Source organism: Microvirga splendida (assembly GCF_016427565.1).
GTDB classification, from domain to species: Bacteria; Pseudomonadota; Alphaproteobacteria; order Rhizobiales; family Beijerinckiaceae; genus Microvirga; species Microvirga splendida.
On record NZ_JAELXT010000011.1, the window covers coordinates 22,996 to 48,515 of the forward strand.

Sequence of the window (25,520 nt, forward strand, 5' to 3'; positions counted from 1 at the left end):
CTAAGGAACGATCTCGATCAACGGGATCTGCGGGATGCCGCCGGCGTCGAAGGTGGAGAGGTCGATGTCGAGTTCGTCGGTGTCGAAGCGCACCGGCACGTCGAAAGCAAAGCCCGCCGTGATGACGGCGCCCGCAGGCGGCGCGGCCGCGAAGGTCACGAGGCCCGTGGCCGGATCGCAGGTGAACTGCGCACCCACCGCCTGCTCCACGCCGTTCAGCGCCACCCGCACCGTCCCGCCGACGGGCTTGGCGATGCTGCGGCTGTAGGGTGCGAAGGCGGCGCCGTAGGCCTTCACCAGCTGAAAGTTCCGTTCCGCTCCATTGCCCGTGCCGATGCGCTGGTCGAGCGGCGTCGGCTCGCGGGAGGGCGGGCCGGAGCGCCAGTCGGTCCGGTCGCGGAAGCGGAAGCCGTAGAGCCTGCCGCGCCGCTCCTCGAAGAACGCGATCACCGTGTGCAGGGCATCGACGGTCCTGACGCCTAAGCCCGCATCGTAGCGGCGGCGCGAGCCGGCCCAGCGGCTGTTGCGGTGCTCGCGGCCGGACGCGAGCGTGACGATATCGGTCCGCCGCACGGGCCCGCCCCGGCTGCCGAGGCTGACATCGAGGGGAAAGCGGACCTCGTGGAAATCTGAGGCCATGGTGGATCCTGGATAGGGGTGAAACGAAAGAACCGGGGTGGCGTTGACGTCACGAACGCAGTCAACACGGAGGCGGCCGGCGATGAGCAATGCTCCCAACGACCTCGCGCAGGATTTCCCGGACAAGGTCGACCGGATCCACCAGCTGAAGACGAGCAACAATCGCTTCGCGCGGCTCTATGACGAGTACGACGAGCTGAACCGCACCATCCACCGCATCGAGACCCGGGTGGAGCCGAAGCCCGAGGAGGTCGAGGAGGAGCTGAAGCGCCGCCGCCTGCAGATCAAGGACGAGATCATGGCCATGCTCGAGGGCACCGACGCCTGATCGCCCTCACATCCCGCGCTGGCCGCGCGCAACCGCCCGGGCGAGCGCGGCGGAAACCTGCGCCTCGGAGCGGCGGAAGCTGTCCGCATCCGGGGTCGTGACGTTCACGGTCACCGAGACCGGCCGCCCTCCCCCGCCGCCGCGCACGCCGAGCCGCCCGTCCGACCCGCGCGCCAGCGGCATCACGGCCTCGGCTCCCTGCTCGCCCATGAGGCCGAGCCCGCGTCCGAGCGGGAAGTAAGTCGGCGCACCGACCACCCCGCCCTTGGCGAAGGGCATCAGCATCCCACGGGAGAGCACGCCACCCTTAGCCAGAGCGGGACCGCCGGCGCCGAACAGGGAGCCGAGGAGAGACGACAGCCCGCCGCTCAGGCTTTGCCCTGCACCTGACAGATCGGGCCCCATCGGCAGCGCATTGCCGAACAAACCTGCCATCAGTGTTTGCAAGCCACGACCGAGCGCCATCTGTAGTGGAGCCATCTCCGACTTCAGCGCGAATTCTGTGAACGTCTTGCGCACATCCTTTAGAACGTTATCAAATTTCTTGCCTTCCGAGATGTTCTTGGCGAAGGCATTGGACAGGGATTCACCGAACCGTCCGGAGAGGCCGATGAGCGTGTTGAGCTGGCGTTCTCTATCCTTATCAATCTCTGATTTCGGAGATTTGTCTTTGGACACTTGGTTATCATCAGCCAAGATGTATCCTCTTCTATCTCTTGTGTTTCCGCTTGCGCTCCTTACCGGCTGCAACACGTCGGCAAGGCCAGATTTTGTTTTCAAACGACAAGGCTTGTCTCAACAGCAGTATTCGCGAGCCGAAGCAGAGTGCGAACTGGAGGCTGAAAAGGCTGCAATCCAGGCCAAGAACAGCGTCACGGCTGGAGAAAACTGGCGGAAAATCTTTGTGCTCTGCATGGAAGCGAAAGGCGCTCGCTACCTTGGGACAACTGACCAACTTACTCGGCCATAGTCATGAGCATCCAATCGAGTTCCAAACGCACGCTATGCCATGTCTTCTCGAGGAGAGGCCTCTGAGGGTGTTGAGCTCACAATCCACATTCATTGATCCGGAAACGCTTCCATCAACCGCCTGAGATCCTCGCTCAGCGCCGGCTCAGCGCTTCGCCCGTCGTGCAACCCACTCCAAACCGCCATCAGCTCGCGCGGCGTCGCGCGCCAGAAGGGTTCCGGGCTCCACCGCAGGATGCTCAATCCAGCGTCAGCGCGTCGTCCCAGGGGAAGGCGCATGGCTCGCGCCCGCCTCCTGGGATGCCGGAGGGTTTGGCGGTGCCTCGCCTCCGCCGAAGGTCATGAGGAGAAGATCGGCCAGCGCCGCGGCCACGGGCTCGATGCCCTCGTGCAGCGGCAGGTTCGCCACCTCCGCGTCGTTCAACGTTTGACCGCCGCCGCGCAGCGCGACGCCGAGCAGCGTGAGCAGGTCGCGGCTCGAGACGCGCCCGGCGCCGAAGCGTTCCGTGAGCGCGTTGAGATCCTGCACCCCGAAGGCATCCTCCAGCTCCGCGAGCGCGCCGAGCGTGAGGCAGAGCGTATAGCGCGTGTCGCCGAGCTGCAGCGCCACCTCGCCCCGTCGTCTGTTGGCCATGGTGCCTCCTATATCGCCACGAAGGCGAGCGCACCGGCGGATTCGAACGCCATTTCGAACGTCACCTCGCCCGCATGGTCGCCGCGGTATTCGAGGCTCGTGATCTGGAACGGCCCGTCGATGCGGCCGAAATCGGGAATGACGATCTGGTAGGCCAGAATGTCGCCGTCGAAGAAGACCTGGCGCATGCGCGCGTCCGACGCTTCGTCCTTGAACACGCCGGAGCCGGAGATCGCGGCGCGGCGCACGCCGACGCCGGCGAGAAGCTCGCGCCACCGCCCGGCGGATTCGGAATGAGTCACGTCCACGGTCTCCGCATTGAAGGCGATCTGGCGCGTGCGCAGGCCCGCCACGGTGACGAAGGCATTGCCTCCGTCGCTGATCTTGATGAGCAGATCCTTGCCCTTCTGAGCAGGCATGGGATGTCCTTTGTTTAATTGATGAAGCTGTTCGCGGCAGAGGGCAATGGAAGTGCCGTGTCATCCCCGGCGCACGAAGTGCGGGAAGGGGATCCACTCTCACGCTCAGTGCTATGGATTCCCTTCCCCTCCGCTACGCTCCGGCCGGGAACGCACCGGATGGAGAAAAGAGCCTTATCCTGCCACCTCGGTCACCGCGCGCAGGCGCAGGGTGACGCGGGCGAGGCCGGAATCCTTGTCGCGGGCGGAGGCGAGTTCGGTGACGCGCAGGTTGACGAGGCGGTGGCCGTCGAGAACGAGCGGCGCATCGTCGAGGATCGCGAAGAAGCGGTCGGCAGCCATCAGGGCCGTGCGTGCGCCGCCTTTCTCCGACCAGATCACGATGTCCACGCTCTGCGCGTGGCCGCGGTCGAGGTCGGTGGACCAGTCCTCGGCCCTCACGTCGCCGAACAGCGCGTAGACCGGCTCGGCCCCGCGCGGCGGCTCGTCGTAGAGGCGCAAGGTTCCGCCCATCAGAGCACGCAGCTCCGCATCGGCGGATGCCGCGTCGATGATCGCGCGGCGCAAGGACAGCACCGGGCTGGTCATGCCCTCACCTCCTCGACGAGGCAGACGAGATCGCGCTTCGCCCCGTCGGGATCGGAGGCCGCCCGGATAGCGAAGCGGCGCAGCCCGGAGGTGAGCCGCATGGCGCCGGTCACGCCCTCGCGGTAGCGCAGGGTAATGCGGTGGGTGAGGCTCTGCTCCGGCCGGTCGGCGCGCACGCGCTCATGGCCTGAGAGCATCTCGATGGCGCCCCACACCTGAGGCCCCTGCGCATAGGAGCGGATGACGCCGCCGAACCCGTCGGGCCGCTCCAGCGGCAGTTCGAGCACGAACCGGCGCGAACGCGCGCCGATGGGAATGGATTTCGATGTCATGACGAATCTCGACGATTAAGGCCGCGCCCGCTGGAAGGGGGCGACGAGGGCGAGGGCCTCGGGCGGGAGGATCTGCTCGCCCACCACGTCGCCGCGATGTTCGAACCAGTGCGCTACGAGGATGCGGATGGCGAGCTTCAGGGTCGCGGGCACCGCTTCCGCGGTGGATCCATAGCCGGCGCGCAGCTCCACCGAGATGCCGTTGCGCGGCTTCCCCGGCTCCGGCGCACCGAAGACGGCGATGCGGGGCGGGTCGCTTAAGCCATCCGCATCGAAGGCCTCCTCCGGCAGTTCGGTCACGGCGCCCGAGGCGTCCGTGAGCCTGATCGCGTCCACGGCGATCAGGGGTGAGAGCGGCAGCAGGAGCACGCGTTCCCGCGGCCAGCGGTCGAGCACCACGCGCCAGCTTTGCTCGATGAGAATTCGGCGGGAGACCGCCTCGATCGTGAGCCGGGCCGCCTTGATGAGGCCCGAAATCAGGTCATCCTGCGCGGCGTCGTCCTCGTCGACGCGCAGATAGGCCTTCATCTCGATGAGGCTGACGGGCTCGACGGCGGGGCCGCTGACGAATATGGGAATCATCGGAACAAAGGATCCTCGTGCTGTCATGAAACGTCTGATCACGCTCTGTCTCGCGCTGTCGCTGCCGGCGACGGGCGCGCACGCCATCGTCGGCGGCCAGCCCGATGAGGGGCCGCTGTCGCGCCAGAGCGTGATGGTGTTGAGTTCGAACGGCGGCGTGTGCAGCGCCGTGGTGCTGGCGCCCGACGTGGTGCTCACCGCCGCCCATTGCGTCACGGGCGCCGCCGAGCACCGGGTGCATTTCCGCGACGAGGCGGGCGAGCCCGTGCTGATCGTGCCCACTGCCAAGACCGTGCATCCCGGCTACAACGCGAAGGCCATCGAGACGCGCCAGCGCTCCATCGATCTCGCGCTCGTCCGCATCCCCGAGCCCCTGCCCGCGCGGTTCGAGCGGGCGACCCTCAGCGCCGCGAAGGTGCCCGAGAACACCTTCGTGACCGTCGGCGGCTACGGCCTTGCCCGCGACGGCGACGCGAAGAGCACCGGCACCTTCCGCATCGCGTCCCTCACGGCCGTCGAGCCCTATGGCCCGAGCCGAATCCTGCTCTGGGCCGAAGGCTCCGGCACGGCGAGCGCCTGCCAGGGCGATTCCGGCGGCCCGATGGCCTCCGGAACGGCGGTCGCGGCGATCACGAGTTGGTCATCGCCTGCGAAAGGCCGTAGCTGCGGAGGCCTGACCCAGGGCATTCTCGTGGGGCCGCAGCGCGCGTGGATCGACCGTGTTCTCAAGGGCTGGAACCGCGATGCGTTGTGGAGCGGCAACGGGGTTTAGAAATTCATAATGTAACGGAACTATCCTCGCAGCCGAGGTCTTGCCTTACAAAGTCACACCTTCACGGCATCATCAATCCATGCGCGCATTGCCGATCCTCGCCCTTGCTGCCTTCACCCTCGTCGCAAGCCCCGCCTGGGCCATCCTGAAGGGCGCCAACTCGCGGGATCCGAACGGATTGCGCCGCTCGGTGGTCTCCATCGAAAACTCCTTCGGCGAGCTCTGCTCCGGCGTGCTCGTCGGGCCCGATCTCGTGCTGACGGCGGCGCATTGCGTCATCGACCGCGCCGCCTATCGCGTCACCGCGCTCAACCGGGCCCTGAGGCCCCAGCGCTTCAACGTCGCTGCGCTCGCCATCCATCCGACCTTCGTGCCCGGCACCACGCCGCGCACCCAGCCGGGCGTCGATCTGGCGGTGGTCAAACTCGACCGCCCCATCGGCCGCGACTTCCTCCCCCTCGACCCCACCCAGGCAGGCCGCATCGATGTGGGCGATCAGGTGACGATTGCCGGCTACGGCGTGCTCTCGGAGCGCGCCAGGGGCACGGCCCGCAAGCTGCGCCAGACCAACCTCGTCTCGCTCGGCTCCATCGAGGTGGCGAACCGGGTCCTGATCGTCGCCGACCGGGTCCGGCTTGCTGAGACGGAGGGGGCCGGCGCCTGCCGCGGCGATTCCGGCGGACCGATCCTCGCCGCGACGCCGAGCGGCTACCAGCTCTACGGCATCACGAGCTGGTCGAGCGGAGCGCTGCGCACCCGCACGCCCAGCGCCTGCGGCGGCCTCACGGCCGTGACGCCCGTGGTGGAGCACCTGCGCTGGATCGTGAGCAGCATGCAGAGCCTCAACGGCGTGTGGGCGAGGAATTGATCCCGCCCACAACGTATGAGCGCACCCTTTTCTCACCGCATTTGCGAGAGTGACACTCTCTGCGTCATGGCCGGGCTCGTCCCGGCCATCCACGTCTTACACCGCGCAAAGGCGTGGATCCCCGGAACAAGTCCGGGGATGACGAGGCGGGTTATGCAGCAAACTTCAGCAGCTTGATCGCCGCGTAGTCCTGCACGCCGCCGCCCACGCGCTTGGTGGTGTAGAACAGCACGTAGGGCTTGGCGGAATACGGATCGCGCAGCACGCGCATGCCGGCGCGGTCGACGATGAGATAACCGCGCTTGAAGTCGCCGAACGCCACCGCGCAGGCGTTCAGCGCAAAGTCAGGCATGTCCTCGGCCTCCACCACGGGGAAGCCCATCAGGGTCGCGGCCTGGCCGATGCTCGCGGGCGGCGCCCAGAGATACTGGCCGTTGTCGTCCTTGAAGCGGCGGATCGTGCTCTGCGTCTTGCGGTTCATCACGAAGGCGGCGTTCTGGCGGTAGCCGGCCTTGAGGGCGTAGATCAGGTCCACCAGCACATCCGACGGGCTCTCCACCGGGAAGGCTGCACCGCCGGTGTTCACCGTGCCGAGGCGCCCCCACTCCCAGATTTCGTTCTCCACGGTCTCCGTCGCCAGAAAGCCCTTCGGCCTGTTGACCCCGTCACCGTTGACGAAGGCGGCGCCCTCCTGCTCGGCGAAGGCGGCCTCGACCTCCTCGGCGATCCAGCTCTCGATGTCGATCACCGCATCGTCGAGCAGGGTCTGGGTGGCGGCCGGCATGGCGTAGAGCTCCATGGCCGGAAAGCTCATCTCGGAGAGCGCAGGGCTTGCGGTCTGGGGCCGCGCCGCCGTCTCGCCGACCCAGCCGGTGGCCGGGCCCGTGGCCGAGAAGGCGCGCTTGTACTGGCCGCCGGAGATCACCCGCACCGACGAGATGGCGCGGATCGGCGACACATTGGCGAGACGGCGCAGCACCTCGCGCTCGACCGTGTCGGGCACGAGATAACCGCCGTCGGGACCGGAGCCCGCCGAGAGCGCCTTCTCCTCCAGGCGCTTGAGGCCCGCGGCCTCGCCGGTGCGCACATAGGCATGGAATGCGCTCTTGTGCTCTCCTTGAGCCGGGTCGCGCGGGGCCTCGGTGCCGCCGAGCGGCGGGCGGGCGCGCTCGAGGCTGAGGCGGTCGAGACGGCGCTTGGCATCGTCGAGGGCCGTGTCGATGCGGGCGAGCTTTTCGTCGGTCACCACGTCGCTCGTGAGCCTGGTCTCGATCTCGGACAGGCGCGTGTCGTTGGTGTCCTTGAAGGCCTCGAAGGCGCGGGCGAAATCCTCAAACGCCGAGGCGACGTCGTCGGAGATTGTTTTGGTTTCAACAACGGGAATCATTGCAATCCATAGGTTTGAAAAGAACAGCTTCGGAAATGAGCATCGGGTGGGTGCGAAAAGCGGAATCCCCGTTTCGGCCCGATGCCCAAAGAAAAAGGCCCGCCGAGTGGCGGGCCCGTTGTTTCCCGGTGAGGGGAATATGGACCTCTGACCTCATCCTGAGGAGCCGCTGCAAGCGGCGTCTCGAAGGACGATCCAGAGAGCACTGAAGCATCCTTCGAGACGGACCTGCGGTCCTCCTCAGGATGAGGGTTTGGCGGAGCCGACGCTTTAGCGGCGACGGACGCGGCGGACCGGACGGGTGTCCTCCACCGTGTCGACCACGGCCGGGGCGGTCGCTGCGCCGATGGCGCCGCCGGCCACCGCACCGACCGGACCGGCCACGGCACCGACGCCGGCGCCGACGGCCGCGCCGCCGATCCGCTCTTCCGTGGTGGTGCAGGCCGCAGCCGCAAGGCCGAGGAGCGCAACGAAAGCAAGCTTCTTCATCAGAATCTCCCGAGACAGCGAAGAACAGACGCCTTTCACGTGAGGAAAGGGCCCGCAGCCTCCGCATCCATGCGGGCTTTCAGCTAACGCGCTCCCACGGACAAGGTTCAGGAAAACAGCCTGACGGCGGCGCTGCGAATATGGGTAGCAAGTCTCGGCGTCTGCTTGACGGTCTCGACCCGCGCGCCGGGCAGCATCGGGAAGGTCACGACCGAGATCTCCCACAGGTCGAGCCGCTCCAGGCGCCGCAAGCCGGTCGGCCGCTCGGCCCTGGCCCGCTCGACGCGAAAGCCGATGGAGAGCCCGTCGACGGCCCCGTCGCGCATGAGCGCATGGATGTCGCGGGCGCGCTCCACCGCGAGGTTGAGCCTGCCGCGCACGCGCAGGCCGCGCCCGTCCTCCGCGATGGAGAGCCAGCGCCCGATGGGCTGCGCCGGATCGTGCTGCCACAGCAGGCGCACCTGCGCCGTGCCGCGTTTCTTCAGGCTGTCGCGGAAGGCGCCGGGCATGACCACGTCCTTGCCAAGATCGGCCTCGCCGAACAGGCTGGCATAGCCCTCAAACACGCCATCGGCATCGACGCCGCTCAGGGGCTCGGGCAGGAACTTGCGCTCGCGGAATGTGGGGACGCCCGCCTTCATCGCGCGGCCCCGCGGGCGGCCTTCGGCGGTTTCGCATCGAGCTTTTCGAGCTGGCGCACGAAGTCGCGGAACACGGTTGTGGCGCGGCTCGTGTTGTCCTGCCGCGTCGCCGGCTTGCGCGCGGAACGGGCTGCGGAACGGGTCATCAGAGGTCTCCCGAATGGCGGCGGTTGAACAGGGACAGCTCGCGCACGAACGCATCGAACCGGCGGTTGGCCGCGAACAGGTCGCGCAGGGTCATGGCAAGCAAGGCAGAGGCCCCGCTGGCCCAGACGAACAGGGCCAAATGGGCAAGATCCCCGCGCCGGATGACGGCCTCGGTGATCTGATCGAATGTGTTCATGATTTGTTCTCGTGAAAGGCTCCGTTGTGAATGGAAGGCTCCTTGGAAGGGAAGCGAGAAAAGCATCGGCTTTCGCGACTGCTGTTCGTGAACGCCGTCAGTGTCGTCATCTCGGACGAGCAAAGCGAGATCCGGGATCGCGTGCAGGATGGTGCGCAGGCTTCCCTCCCCCTTGCGGGGAGGGTGGCCGCGGCAAGCGGCCGAGTGGGGGTCGCAAAGTCGAAGCACTTGCTCATTCAAAGTGCATGAAGGGCACTACAGCATCCCCTCTCCCGAGCGGGAGAGGGGCAGGGGTGAGGGCGTGCGGCTGCACCAGCCCGGCACCATCATGTCCGCTGCAATACGTCACCCGCAACCCTTCATCAGGCACCGATCTTCCCTCACCCCAACCCTCTCCCACACGGGAGAGGGAGGCGCGTTGCGCTGGTTGTCTGGCTCACCCGGTCGCACCACCCCACCCGAGCGCTGGCGCGCCCACCCTCCCCGCAGGGGGAGGGAAAACCTGCACTACGCCCGCCTCCCCTTCCCACTCTCCGCACGCCCATACCCCACCGCCTCGCGCTTCTCGTCGTCGCTCAGAAACCCCGCCGCCGACACGCGCCGCCACAGGCTTTCGCGTTCATCCGCAAGCGCCTCGATGGCATCGAGGTCAGGCTCGAGGGAAAGCGTCTCGCGATAGGCCGGCGCCAGCCATTGGGCGAGCGCTTCGGCGGTGCGCTTGACCAGCGGGATCACGGTCTGGCGGTAGAAGGCGCGGTTGGCTTCGGCGTAGTTGGCAAGCGTGCTGTCGCCGGGCAGGCCCAGCAGCAGCGGCGGCACGCCGAAGGCGAGCGCGATCTCCCGCGCCGCCGCCGCCTTCGCTTCCACAAAATCCATGTCCTTCGGCGAGAGCGAGAGCGGCTTCCAGTCGAGGCCGCCTTCGAGCAGCAGCGGGCGGCCCGCATTGCCGGCGCCTTGATAGTTCGTTTCCAGTTCGCTCTTGAGCCTGTCGAACTGCGCGTCCGTGAGGGTCGCGCTGCCCACCACCAGGGCGCCCGAGGGCCGCGCCGCGTTGTCGAGGAGCGCCTTGTTCCAGGCGCCCGCCGCGTTGTGGATGTCGAGCGCCGTGGCGGCGGCTGCCATCGGGGATAAACCGTAATGATCGTCCGCCGGATGGAACAGGGTGAGGTGCAGGATCGGCGCCGGCGCCTCGTCGTCGCGGATCGGGAAGCGCACGGATTGCGCGCCGACCGCATATTCGTAAGCGGCTGGCCAGCCATCCGCATCGGGCACCACGCGCATCCGGTCGGGCCTCAAGCAATGCAGTTCGTGCGGCGCGCCGTCGAGGCTCACTGCCTCCACATAGGCGTTGCCGGACACCATCAGGTGTCCATACAGGCTCTCGAGAAAGCGCTGGCCGCCCTCCCGTGCGTTGGGCCGCGCGAGCAGCGCCAGCAGCGGATGGGAATCGAGCTCCCTGCCCTCGCTCATGAGCGCCAGCGGCAGCGACGCCGCCGCCTCGCTCACCAGGCGCACGGCACGATGCACGATGGCGTTCTTCTGGAAGCCCTCGCGGGCGAGTGCCCCGTAGTCGCGCGGCGTCCACACGGCGCGTCCGGCCACATAGAGCGCAACGGCGCCCTGCGCCCGCGAAGCCTTGGCCTCAGGCGGCGCCTGGAGCCAGCGGGTCAAACGATTCAGCATGAATAGGTCCTCGTTGCCAGGGTGTCATTCCCGGCCGGAGATGGCGAAGCCATCGGAGGGGAAGGGAATCCATCGGGTGCAGAACATAGGAGTGGATCCCCTTCCCGGCCTGCGGCCGCCGGGGATGACAAGTGTGCCTGCGGTCGCTTCAACGTGCCGACAACTTCCGCACCCGGTGACCGCAAAGCAGGCAGGTTCGGCGCGTTCGTCATTGGCCCGTCACATCCCGCAGGGTAATCTTGAGATGTTGCGGGGGCACCCGGCGACATTCACGCGCCAGCCGGGCCGCTTTCCTCGGATCGGCTGGCGCGACCATCAGTTTCAAAGCTCTGCCGTCCTGCTCCTATGGGACGGCATGAGGCAGACGGCGGGGCGGACCGGCACGGATGGACTGCCGTCCGCCCCAGCCCTGCAGCCATATCCTTTCGAGACAGGGCCGGCGCGAAAGGCTCACCCCATCAGAATCCTTGAGGAATCCCGGCACCGGCATAGCTTATGCCGAGTGGCTTCATTTTTGCCCCTACGGTAGCCACGGCGCCCCGGCTGGAGATGTGCGTGAACACCACGCTTCGGCTGGGGCGTTCTTTTTACAACATCCGCACCCGCGGCTCGCGGCGTTCGCGCAGCATCAGCTCGGTGAGCGCCCAGACGAGCGCATCCATGCGTTCGGGCGAGCGGCCGGAGGTCAGGCCGCCGGGGCCGAAGTCGCAGAGCTCGTCCTCCAGCTCCGGCAGCGCGCCCACATGGCGGACGCGGTTCTGCGCGTAGAGCACGGAGACCGGCTCGGCACGCAGGTATTTGCCGCGCGTGGCGCGCACGCTCACCACCGGCACGGACGGGTCGACCTCACGGATCACGTTGCCCACCATCTCGCCGCCCTGGTTCGTCTCGACCACGAGCGCGTCGGCCTGCAATCTTCGATATAAAGCGACGGCTTTGGCGGCCCATTCGGGCGGCTTCAATCCTGAGGCGCTAGCATCCTCCAGCACATAGGCCGTGCCGCCTTCGTCCACCCCGGCGGCCACGATCCCGCAGGCATCGGCGCGCTTCGAGGACGACGCCGGCGGATCGACCGCCACGACGATGCGCATGAGCGGTGGCGCGGACTCAGTCCGGTTCACCTCAAGCACCTCGCGCGTCCACAGCGCATCGGGGCGATCCTCGACGATGTCGCCATCGAGTTCCTGACGGCCGAGGCGCGTGCCGGCATAGCGGCGCACCACCGTGTCGAGGAAGGCCGGCGCCAGGTTCTCCGCATTCTCCGCCGTGCGCATGCGCGAGACCGCCACCTGCGGGTCGCCGAGAAAGCGTTTGATGAGCGGGATCGGCCGCGGCGTCGTCGTCACCATCTGGCGCGGATGAAGCCCTAAGCGCAGGCCGAACTGCAGCATGTCCCAGGTCTCCTCCACGTGCTTCCACTTGGCGAGCTCGTCCGCCCAGGCGGCCTCGAATTGCGGGCCGCGCAGCGAGTCCGGATCCTCCGCCGAAAACACCTGCGCGACCGCGCCGTTCGGCCATTCGAGCTTGCGCAACGAGGGCGACCAGGTGGGCCGCTCGTCGCGCGCATGGACGGCGAGGATGCCCGCAGGGCCCTCGACCATCACGTTGCGCGCATCCGCGAATGTTTCGCCGACAAGCGCGATGCGCCGCGAGGCGCCTGCGCCGAAATCGGGGTCGCCCAGGGCGATGCCGCGCACCCATTCGGCGCCGGTGCGGGTCTTGCCCGCGCCGCGTCCGCCGAGGATGAGCCAAATCGTCCAGGGGTCGTGGTGCCGGGCGAGGCCCGGCAGGCGCTGCTCGGGCCGGCAGCGGATCGGCCAGAAGCGGAGGATGCTGCTGAGTTCGGCCTCAGATAAGAAGGCCGTCGCGTCCGCGAGCCTCCTCCTCCGCGATAACCCGGTCAAGATGGCGAGCAAGCTCCTCTCGAAGCTCGTGCAGGCTGCGCCGGGGTCCGTTGTCATGGGGCTCGCTGTCATCGAGCGGTGAACTTTCCTGTTCCACAAGAGCCCGGGCGGCTGCGAGCGTCTTCGCATAAGACGCGAGCCTGCGGGCCGTCTTGTCGTGATCCTTGGCGCGGCCGGTGCGCTGCTCGTCCATGAGCGTGTCGATCTGCGCCCGCGTGGCCTGCGCCAGGGCGCGGGCTGCGTCGTTGACCGAAGCGGCCGCGGCCTTCGCGAGGCCCGCCGCGCCGCCCTCGTCCTTGGCGGCCTTGCTTAAGCTGTTCTCGTTGAGAGCCACATGGCGATGCGGCCAGCCCCAGCGCTGGCGCATCCGCACGAAGGTCCCTGCACTCACCCCGAGAAAGGCCTGGATCTCGGGCAGATGCTTATGCGGCTCTCGGGCATAGATCTCCCAGGCCTGCTGCCTCTGCTCGTCAGTGATCTCGATTCTCTGGGGCATGGGACGCGCCAATAAAAAACCGCCCGGGCGGGGGCGCCGGGGCGGTGGAGGTTTGGCCTGACGCGGTGAATGCGGGCGGGGGCTCTTCATTCACACTTCGTCAGTGTTCTTGTTTTGTACTCTAAGAGCGTGACGCTGTCAAGCCTGAAGATGCAGGCATGACAAGAATGCTTCAAACGTTCCAACGTGGCCACGGCCCTGCCGCCGTTTTCAAGGACCTGCGGCAGGAGCGGCTTGGCACCGCGGGACGATTCTTGAACGGGAGCGGACGATGACGGCGACGATTGTGCGGCTCGGCGATGAGGAGCAGGTCAACCCCATTTCGGTGGGCGCCCAGACCGAGCCGGATGTGACGCATCTGGCGGATGGCGGCTGGGTGGTCACCTGGCGCTCCACCGACGCGGCCGGCACGATCCTCAACGTGCACCAGCAGCGCTTCAACAAGGACGGCTCGCTCAACGCCGTCACGGAAACGCAGGTCAGCGATATTCCGCTCAAAACCGTGTCGAACACGTCCACGGCGGCCCTCGACGACGGCGGATGGGTCGTGGTCTGGGTTTCGAACGATCCGAACAACCCTGCGGCCCAGGGCCTCGACGTCTACATGCAGCGCTTTACGAAGGACGGCGCAGCGGTCGGGGGGCGGCAGACGATCAGCACCTCGTCCGACGAGATGAACCTGAGTGCCACCGTGACGGGAGTCGAGGGCGGCGGCTGGGTGGTCGCCTGGCAATCGAACACCCTCGACGGCACCAGCTATATCTACCAGCGCGAATACGATGTGAACGGCGGCTCGCCGGACGGTCCCGTCGAGGTGAACACCTCCACGCGGCCCCAGCATAGCCGGCCGAGCATCGACCGCCTGGAGGGAAGCGGCTGGGTTGTCACGTGGGATCAATTCGTCCCGGGCGAAGGACACAACGTCGTCCAGCAGCGCTACAAGGTCGACGGCACGCCCGCCGATGGCGAGACTCCGGTCAACACGTTCACGGCCTTCGACCAGTATCACTCCAGCGTGGCGGCTCTCGAGGATGGCGGATGGATCGTGACCTGGACATCCGCGAGTCGGGAAGGCCCCGACATGGATATCTATCAGCAGCGCTATTATGCGGACGGAACGCCGAGGGGCGGGGAGCAGAGGGTCAACACGCACCGCACTTACGACCAGAGCCTGTCCAAGGTCACGGCGCTCGACGACGGCGGCTGGATCATCACCTGGCAATCGTACTTCCAGGAAGGTGAAAGCTACAGCATCCATCAGCAGCGCTACGACAAGAACGGCAACCCCATTCGCGGCGAGCAGCGCGTGAACGTGAATGACGGCGGCGCGCAGCACTTCCAGAATGCCGTCGCCCTCGACGACGGCGGCTGGGTCGTCACCTGGCAGTCGCAGGACAGCCACAACGCCGGAATTTTCCAGCGCCGCTACGAGACGGTGGCGGCCTTCGGGGAAGGCCTCGAGGACGGATTCGGCACGGACGATAACGACGTCTTCGCCGTCCTCAACGGCGGCCTTGGCGCCGGCGACACGCTGGAGGCCGGCGGCGGCGTCGATACGCTCCGCATGGCCGAGAGCGGCACGCTCGATCTCACCGCGCCGGCCCGGTTCTCCGGCATCGAGGCTCTGCAGGGAACGAGCGGCAACGACATCGTTGTGGCCGACGCGGCGCGGCTTGCCGGAATCGTCGGCCTGCAGGGGGGCGGCGGGCGGGACGAGCTGCGCCTGCAGGCCGACGATTACGACCTTGCTTTCAAGTTCATCTCCGGTTTCGAGGCGATCACCCTTACGGGCATCGGCTCCCTCGCCTTCGCCGACAAGGCAACCGCACTTCTCGCGCACAGCCTGACACAGGACGGCTCGCTCACCCTCACCGGCGATGCGTTCACCCTCGCAGAGCGCACCCAGCTCTATAACCAGGGCATCCGCAAGGCGACCGATGCCGGCGGCGTTCACATTCTGGAGCAGGCGCGCGCCTCTCTCAGCGTGCAGGCCGTCACCGAGAACACCAGCCCCGGCACCGTCGTGGCCACCCTCTCGGCCACCGACCCGAACCCCGGCGACGCCCTGCGCTTCGAGCTCACCGACAGCGCCGGCGGACGCTTTGCGCTCGTCGGCAACCAGCTCGTCGTGGGCAGCGGCAGCCCACTCGATTACGAGCAGGGCGCCTCGCACCGCATCGCCGTGCGCATCGTCGACGAGGGCGGCATCACTACCGATGCGGCGTTCACGATCACGATCAGCGACGTGCCCGTGGAGTTTCTCAAGGGCACGTCCCGCGCCGACGTGCTCGTGGGCGGCTCGGGCCGGGACGTGCTCTACGGCGGAGGCGGCAAGGACAGGCTCACGGGCGGCGCCGACCGGGACATCTTCGTGTTCAACACCAAGGCGAACAAGAAGAACCTGGACAAGATCACCGACTTCAAGGTGAAGGACGACGGGTTCTGGCTCGACAACAAGGCGTTCTCCAAGCTCGGCAAGAAGGGCACGGAGAAGAAACCGTTTCAGCTGAAGAAGGACTTCTTCACCGTCGGCTCCAAGGCCAAGGACAAGAACGACTACGTGATTTACGACAAGAAGAAAGGCGTGCTGTTCTACGACGTCGACGGCTCAGGCTCAAAGAAGGCGGTGGAGATCGCCACCCTGTCGAAGAAGCTCAGCCTCACCCACAAGGACTTCTTCGTCATCTGAGTCGGTCAGAGACTGACCTCCACGGCGATCATCTCGTGATCCGACACCGCCCTGCCCTCGCGATCGAGGGCGGGGATCACCTGCGGATGACGCGCCTCGACGCCGCGCACCGCGAGCCAGTCGAGCTTGCCGAAGGGCGGCTCGTGCTTGTCCGTGGGGCCTGGTGTCTGCGTCGGTAGGGCGAGGTTGGCGTGCCGCCAGTCGAAGCCGGCCGCGCGGAGGTCGGCGAAGAGCGGCTCGGTGCATTCAGGCTCCTCCAGCAGGAGATGGCGCTCGTCCTCGCCGCGCGGCAGGGCCTTGGTGTTGAAGTCGCCGCCGATCACGCAGGCCTCGCCGGGAGCGATCCCGTCGAGGGCGCGCAGCAGAGCCCCGATCTGCGCCCGGCGGTCGGCCGGATCGGTCTTGCTTTCGAGATGCGTGCTCACGATCCAGAGCGGCCGGGGCGCCTGCGCCACCCGGGCGGCGAGCGCCATCCGCCCGCCGACGCGCCGTTGCAGGCCGTCGATGCCGGTGAACCACAGGCCATTCTCCTCGAGCGGGATCAGATGCGGTTGCGTGAGAGCAAGGCGGGTCACGATGGCGTTGCCGTGCAGGCCCCGCGCATTGCTCCGGCCGGCGCATTGCGCGATCTCGTCGGCGCCGCCGAGGTCGAGCTCCACGAACTCGACTCCGTAGAGATAGCCCTCCCCTGACCCGGCGATCAGGTCGCGGATCGTGTGCGCGTTGCCCGACCGGGCCATGCCGAGATCAACCTCGCTGAGCAGCGTGACCTGCGCGCCCGCCTGCTCCATGAGGTGCCGGGCCGCCCGCCTGTCCTTAAGCCGCTGGGCGTTGAACGCCGCGATCTTGAGCGAGCCGGGCCAAGGCGGCGGATCGGTGGGTATACCCTGCTCGAGCGCATGCAGGGCGGGAAGGCGGGCGAGCAGGCTTGCGTGAGCGGCCTGCCTCCCTTCGGCGGAGGCCTGCCGGGCCTCGGCCAGAACGGCGGCGTCCGGCGCGGCGAGATCCGGCACGATCCGGTCGATGAGGGGGCGCATGGGCAGGCCTTCAAAAAACCGTCATGGGAGGTCTCCATCATAGAACAGCGCCGCCTGCGGGAAAGCCAACGGTCAAGAGATATTTTAGCTTGGCCTTAGGAACTCTTGGGCTAGTCAGGCGTTGTGTTGCCGCATCAAGCTTAGCCGGGGAGAAGGCCCATGTTCATTTGGGCTGCCATAGTCGCGCTCGTCACGGGCGCCTTCGCTTTTGTCGGCGATCTGTCTTCCGCACTCGTGAGCTTCGTCGAAATCCTAGGCGTCGTCGCCCTGTTTACCGTGATCTGCGCCGCCGAGGCTTTCAGCATCCCGAAGGCCTCGACCTTGGACGGGAACTCCGTTCAGGCCGAATCCTGATCGCTCCGAAGGGAGCCGGCGTGCGGATTCGCACCTCGGGCTCGCAGCGTTGATCGGAGGACCCGCCGGGTCCATTGCTCACGCTGCGAAACCGTGATTATGTTTCATATCATGAGTATCCCCAACCCGGCTCCGGCTGTTTCCATCGATCTGGAGCAGCTCACAAGCGATCTTGTGGCCTCGATCTCGGCCTCTCCGCGGGGAGCGCTGAGCGATGCCCTGCAGCAGGCTCTCGCCCGCACGGTCGAGGCAAAGGTCAATGCCCAGCTCGCGGTGGTCCTGGAGGGCATCGGCGACGCCTTTTACTCTCTCGATGCGCATTGGCGCTTCAGCTACATCAACCGGGCCGCAGAGGGCTATTTCGGCCTTCCGCGCCAAGCGATGCTCCACAAGGTCATCTGGGACATGTTTCCCGAATCCGAGGGCACCGACCTGCGCGGTCGCTACGAGGAGGTATTTCTCTCCGGCAGACCGCTGTCGTTCGAGGGCGAAGCCGTCGGACGCCCCGGACGCCACCTGGAATTCCACGTCTTCCCCTATAACGGCGGCATCGGCGTCAGCTTCCGCGACTGGACGGAGCGTCGTCGGGCCGAGGAGGAGCTGCGGGCCAGCGAGGCGCGCCTGAGCGCGCTGGCCAACAACGCGCCCGCCTGCATGTTCTATCAGACCAGCCATTCCCCGGCCTATCATGCACGCAAGGTGCTCTACGTCTCGAAGACCTGCGAGAGGCTCACGGGGGTCCCCGCGGAGGAGGCCCAGGCCAACCCGGACCTGCTCTACAACCTCGTGCTGCCGCAGCACCGGGAGCGCCTGCTCGCGCGGCGGCTGGAGAGCCTTCGCGACTTCGCCGAATGCGAGGAGGAGTTCGAGATGCGGCATGCGAAGACCGGCGAGATCCGCTGGCACCGCATCATTACGACCCCGCGGCGGCTGGAGAACGGTGGCATCGTCTGGGACGGCATCGAGATCGACATCACCGACCACAAGCGCTCGGAGGAGCACCTGCGGCTCCTGCTCAACGAGCTGAACCACCGGGTCAAGAACACCCTGGCGACCGTCCAGTCCCTGGCGTCCCAGAGCTTCCAGGTGCGAGGGGCCAACAGGGCGCGGGACCTGCCCGCCCTCTACGCCACCTTCGAGGCCCGCCTCTTCGCCCTGGCCCGGGGCCATGACATCCTCACCCGGGAGAACTGGGAAGGCGCAGGCCTCGTCGAGATCGTCGCCCAGGCCTTCGCCCCCTACCGGGACCTCTCGGAGGATGGCGGCCGCATCCGGCTCGAGGGGCCGGACCTGCGCGTGAGCCCCGCCATGGCCCTGAGCCTCTCGATGGCCATGCACGAGCTGTGCACCAATGCGGTCAAGTACGGCGCCCTGGGGGCGCCGGAGGGCCGGGTCCGGGTGTCCTGGTCGACCCTCGACGCCGCATCCGGGCCGCGCCTTTCCATGCGCTGGGAGGAGCATGGCGGCCCGCCCGTCTCCCCGCCCTCGCGCAAGGGGTTCGGCTCGCGCCTGATCCAGGACGGGCTCGCGCGCGAGCTCAACGGCGAGGTTCGCCTGGTTTACCAGCCGGAAGGGGTGGTCTGCACCATCGACGTGCCGCTTTCGTAGGCAGACCCGACACGTTTTCAAGAGCCGCATAGGTCATTAGTCGATATCGGCCCGAGGGTTCTTGCGGAGGGAACCCCATTTGGTGTCAATAGGGCGCAAGTGACGAAGTCACGATCCCAGAGGGAGGAGTTTGTTTATGAAACGTCGTCAGTTTTTGCAGGCCGCAACGGTCGGCGCCGCCTCGACGGCAGTGGCCGCTCCGGCGATCGCCCAGTCGATGCCGGAAGTGAAGTGGCGCCTGCAGTCCGGCTTCCCGAAGTCGCTCGACACCATCTACGGCGGCGCCGAGGTGATCGCGAAGTACGTCTCGGAAGCGACGGACGGCAAGTTCCAGATCCAGCCCTTCGCAGCCGGTGAAATCGTCGGCACGCCCCAGATCGCCGACGCGGTCGGCGGCGGCACCATCGAGCTGGGCCACACCTGCTCGTACTACTATTTCGGCAAGGATCCCACCTTCGCCATCGGCACTGCCCTGCCCTTCGGCCTCAATGCCCGCCAGATGAACGCCTGGCTGTATCACGGCGGCGGCAACGACATGCTGAACGAGTTCTACGCCAAGCACAACATGTACGGCATGCCTGCCGGCAACACCGGCGTGCAGATGGGCGGCTGGTTCCGCAAGGAGATCAAGACCGTTCAGGACATGCAGGGCCTGAAGATGCGCATCGCCGGCCTCGCCGGTCAGGTGATGCAGAAGCTCGGCGTCGTGCCGCAGCAGATCCCGGGCGGCGACATCTATCCGTCGCTGGAGCGCGGCACCATCGACGCGGCCGAGTGGGTCGGCCCCTACGACGACGAGAAGCTCGGCTTCGCGAAGGTCGCCCCGTACTACTACTATCCCGGCTTCTGGGAAGGCGGCCCGGCGATCCACCTGTTCGTCAATCAGGCAAAATGGAAAGAGCTCCCGAAGGCGTATCAGGCCGTCCTGACCACGGCCTCCGCTTACGCCAACGCCGACATGCTGGCCAAGTACGACGCCCGCAACCCGGCCGCCCTGCGCCGTCTGCTCGGCGCCGGCACCCAGCTGCGTCCGTACTCGCAGGAGATCCTCGAAGCCGCCTACAAGGCCGCCAACGAAGTCTATGACGAGGTTTCGGCCAAGAATGCCGACTTCAAGAAGATCTACGAGAGCGTCCGCGGCTTCCGCAACGAGGAATACCTCTGGTTCCAAGTGGCCGAATACGCCTACGACACCTTCATGATCCGGGCCCGCGCCCGCGGCTGATCCTCAGTCCAGCCAATCTCGACAAAGGGCGATCCTCGGATCGCCCTTTTTTATGGCCGGGGGCATGATTACCTGAGGTGCCTCACCGGTCGCACCGCTTCTTGCGGGCGCCCTCCGCACTCTGCCCCTCGAGAGACGATGCGCTGGACCCTTCGCATCAGCTTCCTGCTTCTTCTGGCGTGGGCCATCTTCATGGTCTCGCCATTCGTTGCGCTCTACGATCTCTCCAAGGCCGTGCGGACCAAGGACGTCGCGCGCATCACCGAGCGCGTCAATTTCAACGCCCTGCGGGCTTCCCTTGCCCGTCAGATCCTCGGAGAGTACCTGAAGACCCAGGACATCAGCGAACGCGACCGGCAACTGGCTGAACGAGCCGGAGCGACAACCCTCAATCCGGTCCTGGAGGAACTTGTCACACCCCAAGCCCTGATCGATCTCCTCGGAGACGGACAGCTGCAGCAGATTCAGCGGGAAGGCATGGGCGGGACGGAAATCGGCTTCGATCCCGGTTCCCTCGGGCAAGCCTGGCGGATCTTCATCCTGTCCGAATCCCAGGGCTTCAGGGCCATCACGATCCCGCTCACTCCGGACGAGCCCCGGGACCGGCAGTTCAGGGTCACCCTGCGCCTGAGCGGCACCACTTGGCGCCTGACGGGAATCGACCTTCCTGCTTCGCTGCGGGAAGAATTAACCAAGCGAGCCGCTGCGGCCTCGAAGTAGAACCGCAATTCCACGCAGCTCACGGCAGGAACCCCGCGGATCAGCTCAGCGTTCTTCATCAAATGTATTGTATTGAAGGATCGAGTTATGCGTAAACTTGCTATCGGGCTTTCCGCATCCGCTCTCTGTATCATACCTTATCTTGCTGTGGCCCAGGAAGGTACGGCTGCGGGTGCTGCAAGCGGTGCGGTCACCGGCGCGGTCGCGGGCGGATCCGAAGGCGCCGTGATCGGTGCGGGAACTGGCGGCATCGCAGGCGGAACTGCCGAGCAGAACGCCAGGACGCAATCGGGCTCGAATGCAGCCGTGATCCCAAGCGCTTCCGCCACCGCCTCCGTCCGCCAGCGCACCTGCAGCGTGGACATTCGGGGCAACCAATCCTGCACCGAGGTCGTTCGTTAAGCAGCGCCAGGAGCGGGCATGCAAAAGCCCGCCTGAACGTTTCAGGCGGGCTTTTGCATGCCTGTCGGCAGGACCAGAGCAGTATTCGCCGCAAGTAATGAACTGCTTCTCCTTCAATGCACGAATAGCCAGCCTACCGTTGCAAGCGGGAATACCGTACCGAGAATAAAACAGATAACATCCGAGGTCATTTGACTTCCCTCCATACCAATAACAACAAGGGATAGCTCAGAACGTTCCATCCTATCTGGGTACAAATTCTTCATGTATGACCAAGCTATATCGTGCTAATCCATGTTTTCTTAGCGATTGTGCTCAGGGCAGCTGGCGGAACCGAGCTTCGCCGTTTCCATTGTCAAAGCGGACGTGGAGACGCCGTAAACGATGAATGACCTGGACCGTTCCCAGAGAGGGCTCATGCGAGATGCGGAATTCATCCGCAAGGTCCTGATCGCACTCGGCTTGCTGGCGTTTGCTCTCGTCCTGTGGAAGCTCTCGGACGTTCTGCTGCTCGCCTTCGGAGCCGTTCTCGTAGCCATCATCCTGCATGCCGCAGCCGACGCCTTGGTGCGGTATCTGCGCGTTCCCGACCGCTGGGGCCTCACTGTGGCCGGCCTGCTCATCTTCGTGGCCTTCATCGGCCTCGCTGCGCTGTTCGGAACCCAGGTCCGCGCGCAGTTTTCCAATGTCGTCGAGCGCCTTCCCTTCGCCGTCGACAACTTTGCCAAGAATCTCGGCCTCGGATCCGTCAGCGACGAAATTTCGGAGATGGTGTCCGATGCCCCTACGGGCGGGCTTGCTTCGCGCATCGCAGGAATCGGCGGGGCCATTCTCAACGGGATTGCCAACTTCCTGCTGGTGGTGATCGCAGGCCTGTACATCGCAGCGGATCCCCGGTTGTACACGCGCGGTCTGGTCAAGCTCTTTCCCAAACACCAGCATGAGCGGGTGGAGTCTTCGCTTGACGCCTCGGGCCAGGTCCTGCGGCTGTGGCTGACCTCGCAGCTTATCGCCATGACCTGCGTGGCGCTGCTCTCGATGGGAGCATATTGGCTGATCGGCCTGCCGTCGCCCATTGGTCTTGGCCTCATTGCCGGCGTTATGGACTTCATCCCGTTTCTCGGCCCGATCTTGGGAGCGTTGCCGGCAGTTCTGATTGCCTTCACCGTCAGCGGAGAAGCCGCGCTCTGGACAATCCTCGCCGTTCTAGTGATCCAGCAGATCGAGGGCAACGTCATCCAGCCCATTGTCGCCCAAAGCGTGATCAGCGTTCCGCCGGCGATGGCGCTGTTCGCCATCCTGGTCGGCAGCATCCTGTTCGGAACGCTCGGCCTGATCTTCGGCTTCCCCTTGGCGATCGTCACCTATGTGCTGGTGAAGAAGCTCTATGTGCGGGAGACCCTTGGCGAGGAAACGGAGGTTCCGGGCGAGGACAATGGCGACAGCCCGCAAAAGGTGCAGTCCTAACCCAGCGTAGGGCTACCCGCCTCAGTCCTCAGGATTCTCCATCGGCCAGTCGGTGATGCGCTCCAGGAGCTCGGCGATGCTGAAGTTCTCCTCGGGGCCCGCCACCCGGTCGCGGACGGAGATGCCCGCCGCATGGACGGTTTCCGGGTCACCGGAGACGAGCGGGTGCCACCAGTAGAGGTCCCGGCCTTCCGCCAGCAGGCGATAGGCGCAGGTCTGCGGCAGCCAGGAGAGGTCCCGGACCGCCTGAGGGGTCAGGCGCACGCAATCGGCCACCTTGGCCTGGCGGTTCGGATAATCGCGGCAGCGGCAGGTCTGGTCGTCGAGGAGGGTGCAGCCCACATTGGTGTACATCACCTCGGCCGTGTCCTCGTCCTCCAGCTTGACGAGGCAGCAGCGGCCGCAGCCGTCGCACAGACTCTCCCATTCCTCGAGACTCATGGTTTCGAGGGATTTCACGCGCCAGAAGGGTTGCTCCTCCGGCTGAGGCTGGATCGCGGGTGCGGCATTTGGCATGTGGGCGCTTTGACGTCTCTTTGAGGCGGTTTAAAGGAAAGTGCTAAACCGCACGTCCGGCAGCCTTTTACCCCCTAAGAGGTAAATCTCCGTGAACCTACAAACAAGGTTCTGAGTTATATATCAGCCTCGCCACGCTTCAGCGTTGCCGCTAGGCAACCGAACGACCATAATATGAGCCAGGTCAGGACGCCTGACCCGCCCCGAAGGACCGCCGTGAGCCAGCAGCCTCCCCTCCCGTTCATGACACGGATCAAACGTGCCTCGCTCGCGTTCGATGCCTGGCTCAACTCGGCCCTGTTCCAGGGGCGCCGCGGGTTGGCGAGCGGGTGGGAATGGTATTCGGAACGGATGAAGTGCCTGCGGTTTCGCGGCGCTCCCCGCGTTATCCTCGACCTGACGAGCGAGGCGACCACCCTCGGCGCGGTTGGCGCCGTAGTCATGCTGGCGCTTGCCCTCCCGGCCTTCCGGGAGACCGAGGACGATTGGCTGAAGACCCAGGACCTCGCCGTCACCTTCCTCGACCGCTACGGCCAGGAGGTCGGGCGGCGCGGCCTGCACCTCGACGATTCCTACAAGCTCGAGGATTTCCCGGATCATCTGATCAAAGCGGCACTGGCGACCGAAGATCGTCGATTCTACGATCACTGGGGCATCGATCCCATCGGCACCTTCCGCGCCCTCCTGGTCAATGCCCAGGGCGGCGGCGTGGTCCAGGGCGGCTCCTCCATCACCCAGCAGCTGGCGAAGAACCTCTTCCTGACCAACGAGCGCTCCCTCGAGCGCAAGATCAAAGAAGCGTTTCTGGCAATCTGGCTCGAGTTTCACCTCACCAAGGACGAGATCCTCAAGCTTTATCTCGACCGCGCCTACATGGGCGGCGGCGCCCACGGTGCCGTGGCGGCAGCGGATTACTATTTCGGCAAGCCGGCCAAGGACCTGACCTTGGCGGAATCCGCCATGCTGGCCGGCCTTTTCAAGGCTCCGACCAAGTATGCCCCGCACATCAACCTGCCAGCGGCCCGCGCCCGTGCGAACGAGGTGCTGCGCAACATGGTCGAAGCCGGTTTCCTCACCGAGGGCCAGATCCAGATCGCCCGGCGCAATCCGGCCACCCCCGTCAACCGCGAGCGCGAGACAACGCCGGACTTCTATCTCGACTGGGCCTTCGAACAGGTGAAGCTCCAAGCCTCGCAGAAGAAGTTCGGCAATGAGCGCGTGCTGATCGTGAAGACGCCCCTCGATACGAACCTCCAGCGCCATGCGGAGCAGACCCTCGAAAACATGCTTCGCCAGCACGGGCGCCAGTATAAGGCAGGCCAGGGCGCCCTCGTGGTCATGGATGTCGACGGCGCCGTCCGCGCCATCGTCGGCGGTCGCGATTACGGACAGAGCCAGTTCAATCGCGCCACCGGCGGCCTGCGCCAGCCGGGATCATCGTTCAAGCCCTTCGTGTATGCGGCCGCGATGACCACCAACCCGAAGCTGCGGCCGAATTCCACCGTGGTCGACAAGCCGATCTGCCTCGGAAACTGGTGCCCGCAGAACTACGGCCGCTCCTTCTCGGGATCGATGTCGCTCACTTCGGCCCTGGCGCGCTCGATCAACTCCATCCCGGTGCGGATGTCGCTCGAGATCGGCAAGGGCAACGCCAAGGCGGGCCGCGCCGTCATTGTCGATACGGCCAAGCGTATGGGCATCACCCATCCGCTCACGGATTCAAGCTCGCTTCCGATCGGCGCCGCCGAAGTCACCGTCATCGACATGGCCGCCGCCTATGCGGTCTTCGCCAATGGCGGCAGACGTGCCGATCCCTATGCAGCCTGGGAGGTGCGAAACTCCTCCGGCGAGGTCATCTTTCGCCGCGACCGGGACACCCCGCCCAAGCAGGTGCTCGACACCCGCGTGGTCAACGACATGAACTTCATGCTCAACAAGGTCGTCGAAGAAGGCACGGGCAAGCGATCCGCTCTCGATGGCATCAAGACCGCAGGCAAGACCGGCACCACCAACGGCTACAAGGATGCCTGGTTTGTCGGCTATTCCGGCAATCTCTCTGCCGCGGTCTGGTACGGCAACGACGATTCGAAGCCCATGAACGATATGACGGGCGGAAGCCTTCCGGCCATGACCTGGAAAGAGGTCATGGCGGTAGCGCACCAGAACCTGGAAATCCGGCCGCTCCCCGGCGTGGATACAGGGAACCAGGAGCGTCCGGTTGCCTCGAAGCGCCAGGATGCGGATCAGGCACAGGCACCCTCGCAGACCTTCCTGGCCGGCACTCTGTCGCGCAAGTCCTATGAGGTTCTCGGCGGGATCGGCACCCTCTTCCAGTCGGTGGACCGCTCCGTCACGACCGGCAAGGCTCCGGAAATGCCGCGCAGCTCGGCGGCCGTGAATACCCCTCGCCAAGTCGCCATGCCCTGAT

The 25,520-nt window shown here is 66.0% G+C and carries 30 protein-coding genes; 12 read left to right on the forward strand and 18 right to left on the reverse strand.

Annotated features, from left to right (window positions below; translation table 11 throughout):
- Entirely contained in the window at positions 1 to 639 is a 639-nt protein-coding gene (locus JAO75_RS12340) for a DUF2460 domain-containing protein (protein WP_199049444.1), read from the reverse strand.
- Positions 640 to 721: 82 nt separating this feature from the next.
- Between JAO75_RS12340 and JAO75_RS12345 the strand changes: the two genes are divergently transcribed.
- Positions 722 to 967 carry an HP1242/YdcH family protein gene (locus JAO75_RS12345; RefSeq protein WP_199049445.1) on the forward strand — a complete coding sequence of 82 codons (246 nt, stop codon included), beginning with the start codon at positions 722 to 724 and terminating at the stop codon, positions 965 to 967.
- 6 nt (positions 968 to 973) lie between these two features.
- On the opposite strand, the gene JAO75_RS12350 is transcribed toward JAO75_RS12345, so the two are convergent.
- The gene (locus JAO75_RS12350; protein WP_425523180.1) at positions 974 to 1,645 is read right to left on the reverse strand and encodes a phage tail tape measure protein; all 672 of its coding nucleotides are present in this window, start codon (positions 1,643 to 1,645) and stop codon (positions 974 to 976) included.
- Between JAO75_RS12350 and JAO75_RS12355 the strand changes: the two genes are divergently transcribed.
- The gene (locus JAO75_RS12355) at positions 1,578 to 1,937 is read left to right on the forward strand and encodes a hypothetical protein (RefSeq protein WP_199049562.1); all 360 of its coding nucleotides are present in this window, start codon (positions 1,578 to 1,580) and stop codon (positions 1,935 to 1,937) included. The genes JAO75_RS12350 and JAO75_RS12355 overlap by 68 nt on opposite strands.
- Before the next feature lie 89 nt (positions 1,938 to 2,026).
- On the opposite strand, the gene JAO75_RS12360 is transcribed toward JAO75_RS12355, so the two are convergent.
- The 6 genes from JAO75_RS12360 to JAO75_RS12385 form a co-directional block, all read right to left on the reverse strand.
- Complete coding sequence (locus JAO75_RS12360; protein WP_246742477.1) at positions 2,027 to 2,215, reverse strand: phage tail assembly chaperone; 189 nt, start codon at positions 2,213 to 2,215, stop codon at positions 2,027 to 2,029.
- Positions 2,187 to 2,570 carry a gene transfer agent family protein gene (locus JAO75_RS12365; RefSeq protein WP_199049446.1) on the reverse strand — a complete coding sequence of 128 codons (384 nt, stop codon included), beginning with the start codon at positions 2,568 to 2,570 and terminating at the stop codon, positions 2,187 to 2,189. The genes JAO75_RS12360 and JAO75_RS12365 overlap by 29 nt, the downstream gene beginning before the upstream one ends.
- A gap of 8 nt (positions 2,571 to 2,578) precedes the next feature.
- Positions 2,579 to 2,989: a phage major tail protein, TP901-1 family gene (locus JAO75_RS12370; protein WP_199049447.1), complete on the reverse strand. Its 411-nt coding sequence runs from the start codon at positions 2,987 to 2,989 to the stop codon at positions 2,579 to 2,581.
- 174 nt (positions 2,990 to 3,163) lie between these two features.
- Positions 3,164 to 3,577: a DUF3168 domain-containing protein gene (locus JAO75_RS12375; RefSeq protein WP_199049448.1), complete on the reverse strand. Its 414-nt coding sequence runs from the start codon at positions 3,575 to 3,577 to the stop codon at positions 3,164 to 3,166.
- Positions 3,574 to 3,909 carry a phage head closure protein gene (locus JAO75_RS12380; RefSeq protein ID WP_199049449.1) on the reverse strand — a complete coding sequence of 112 codons (336 nt, stop codon included), beginning with the start codon at positions 3,907 to 3,909 and terminating at the stop codon, positions 3,574 to 3,576. The genes JAO75_RS12375 and JAO75_RS12380 overlap by 4 nt, the downstream gene beginning before the upstream one ends.
- Positions 3,910 to 3,924: 15 nt before the next feature.
- A complete protein-coding gene (locus JAO75_RS12385) occupies positions 3,925 to 4,491 on the reverse strand; it encodes a head-tail connector protein (protein ID WP_199049450.1) in 567 nt (188 codons plus the stop codon).
- A 25-nt stretch (positions 4,492 to 4,516) separates the two neighbouring features.
- Between JAO75_RS12385 and JAO75_RS12390 the strand changes: the two genes are divergently transcribed.
- Both JAO75_RS12390 and JAO75_RS12395 read left to right on the forward strand, forming a co-directional pair.
- The gene (locus JAO75_RS12390; RefSeq protein ID WP_199049451.1) at positions 4,517 to 5,263 is read left to right on the forward strand and encodes a S1 family peptidase; all 747 of its coding nucleotides are present in this window, start codon (positions 4,517 to 4,519) and stop codon (positions 5,261 to 5,263) included.
- Positions 5,264 to 5,342: 79 nt separating this feature from the next.
- The gene (locus JAO75_RS12395; RefSeq protein ID WP_199049452.1) at positions 5,343 to 6,131 is read left to right on the forward strand and encodes a S1 family peptidase; all 789 of its coding nucleotides are present in this window, start codon (positions 5,343 to 5,345) and stop codon (positions 6,129 to 6,131) included.
- Positions 6,132 to 6,282: 151 nt separating this feature from the next.
- Here JAO75_RS12395 and JAO75_RS12400 read toward each other — a convergent pair whose 3' ends face one another.
- The 8 genes from JAO75_RS12400 to JAO75_RS12435 form a co-directional block, all read right to left on the reverse strand.
- The gene (locus JAO75_RS12400) at positions 6,283 to 7,518 is read right to left on the reverse strand and encodes a phage major capsid protein (RefSeq protein ID WP_199049453.1); all 1,236 of its coding nucleotides are present in this window, start codon (positions 7,516 to 7,518) and stop codon (positions 6,283 to 6,285) included.
- Positions 7,519 to 7,788: 270 nt separating this feature from the next.
- Entirely contained in the window at positions 7,789 to 8,007 is a 219-nt protein-coding gene (locus JAO75_RS12405; RefSeq protein ID WP_199049454.1) for a hypothetical protein, read from the reverse strand.
- A gap of 107 nt (positions 8,008 to 8,114) precedes the next feature.
- Entirely contained in the window at positions 8,115 to 8,648 is a 534-nt protein-coding gene (locus JAO75_RS12410; RefSeq protein WP_199049455.1) for an HK97 family phage prohead protease, read from the reverse strand.
- Positions 8,645 to 8,794, reverse strand: a complete 150-nt coding sequence (locus JAO75_RS12415; protein WP_199049456.1) for a hypothetical protein — start codon at positions 8,792 to 8,794, stop codon at positions 8,645 to 8,647. The genes JAO75_RS12410 and JAO75_RS12415 overlap by 4 nt, the downstream gene beginning before the upstream one ends.
- The gene (locus JAO75_RS12420; protein WP_199049457.1) at positions 8,794 to 8,991 is read right to left on the reverse strand and encodes a hypothetical protein; all 198 of its coding nucleotides are present in this window, start codon (positions 8,989 to 8,991) and stop codon (positions 8,794 to 8,796) included. Before JAO75_RS12420 ends, JAO75_RS12415 begins: the two co-directional genes overlap by 1 nt.
- A gap of 507 nt (positions 8,992 to 9,498) precedes the next feature.
- Positions 9,499 to 10,674, reverse strand: a complete 1,176-nt coding sequence (locus JAO75_RS12425) for a phage portal protein (protein WP_199049458.1) — start codon at positions 10,672 to 10,674, stop codon at positions 9,499 to 9,501.
- Between the two features lie 587 nt (positions 10,675 to 11,261).
- Complete coding sequence (locus JAO75_RS12430) at positions 11,262 to 12,635, reverse strand: DNA-packaging protein (RefSeq protein ID WP_485020552.1); 1,374 nt, start codon at positions 12,633 to 12,635, stop codon at positions 11,262 to 11,264.
- Positions 12,523 to 13,074 carry a hypothetical protein gene (locus JAO75_RS12435; RefSeq protein ID WP_199049459.1) on the reverse strand — a complete coding sequence of 184 codons (552 nt, stop codon included), beginning with the start codon at positions 13,072 to 13,074 and terminating at the stop codon, positions 12,523 to 12,525. The genes JAO75_RS12430 and JAO75_RS12435 overlap by 113 nt, the downstream gene beginning before the upstream one ends.
- 271 nt (positions 13,075 to 13,345) lie before the next feature.
- Between JAO75_RS12435 and JAO75_RS25205 the strand changes: the two genes are divergently transcribed.
- Positions 13,346 to 15,763, forward strand: a complete 2,418-nt coding sequence (locus tag JAO75_RS25205) for a cadherin domain-containing protein (protein WP_199049460.1) — start codon at positions 13,346 to 13,348, stop codon at positions 15,761 to 15,763.
- Positions 15,764 to 15,768: 5 nt separating this feature from the next.
- Here JAO75_RS25205 and JAO75_RS12445 read toward each other — a convergent pair whose 3' ends face one another.
- Entirely contained in the window at positions 15,769 to 16,800 is a 1,032-nt protein-coding gene (locus tag JAO75_RS12445) for an endonuclease/exonuclease/phosphatase family protein (protein WP_199049461.1), read from the reverse strand.
- A gap of 159 nt (positions 16,801 to 16,959) precedes the next feature.
- Between JAO75_RS12445 and JAO75_RS12450 the strand changes: the two genes are divergently transcribed.
- The 6 genes from JAO75_RS12450 (at position 16,960) to JAO75_RS12475 (ending at position 22,576) form a co-directional block, all read left to right on the forward strand.
- The gene (locus JAO75_RS12450) at positions 16,960 to 17,154 is read left to right on the forward strand and encodes a hypothetical protein (protein WP_199049462.1); all 195 of its coding nucleotides are present in this window, start codon (positions 16,960 to 16,962) and stop codon (positions 17,152 to 17,154) included.
- Positions 17,155 to 17,265: 111 nt separating this feature from the next.
- Positions 17,266 to 18,762 carry a sensor histidine kinase gene (locus JAO75_RS12455; RefSeq protein ID WP_199049463.1) on the forward strand — a complete coding sequence of 499 codons (1,497 nt, stop codon included), beginning with the start codon at positions 17,266 to 17,268 and terminating at the stop codon, positions 18,760 to 18,762.
- A 136-nt stretch (positions 18,763 to 18,898) separates the two neighbouring features.
- A complete protein-coding gene (locus JAO75_RS12460) occupies positions 18,899 to 19,987 on the forward strand; it encodes a TRAP transporter substrate-binding protein (protein WP_199049464.1) in 1,089 nt (362 codons plus the stop codon).
- Positions 19,988 to 20,125: 138 nt separating this feature from the next.
- A complete protein-coding gene (locus JAO75_RS12465) occupies positions 20,126 to 20,707 on the forward strand; it encodes a DUF2939 domain-containing protein (protein WP_199049465.1) in 582 nt (193 codons plus the stop codon).
- A gap of 87 nt (positions 20,708 to 20,794) precedes the next feature.
- The gene (locus tag JAO75_RS12470; RefSeq protein ID WP_199049466.1) at positions 20,795 to 21,109 is read left to right on the forward strand and encodes a YMGG-like glycine zipper-containing protein; all 315 of its coding nucleotides are present in this window, start codon (positions 20,795 to 20,797) and stop codon (positions 21,107 to 21,109) included.
- A gap of 417 nt (positions 21,110 to 21,526) precedes the next feature.
- A complete protein-coding gene (locus tag JAO75_RS12475) occupies positions 21,527 to 22,576 on the forward strand; it encodes an AI-2E family transporter (RefSeq protein ID WP_199049467.1) in 1,050 nt (349 codons plus the stop codon).
- Between the two features lie 21 nt (positions 22,577 to 22,597).
- Here JAO75_RS12475 and JAO75_RS12480 read toward each other — a convergent pair whose 3' ends face one another.
- Entirely contained in the window at positions 22,598 to 23,092 is a 495-nt protein-coding gene (locus JAO75_RS12480) for a YcgN family cysteine cluster protein (protein WP_199049468.1), read from the reverse strand.
- 243 nt (positions 23,093 to 23,335) lie between these two features.
- On the opposite strand from JAO75_RS12480, the gene JAO75_RS12485 reads away from it, so the two are divergent.
- Entirely contained in the window at positions 23,336 to 25,519 is a 2,184-nt protein-coding gene (locus JAO75_RS12485) for a transglycosylase domain-containing protein (RefSeq protein ID WP_199049469.1), read from the forward strand.
- Position 25,520: the final 1 nt, after the last annotated feature.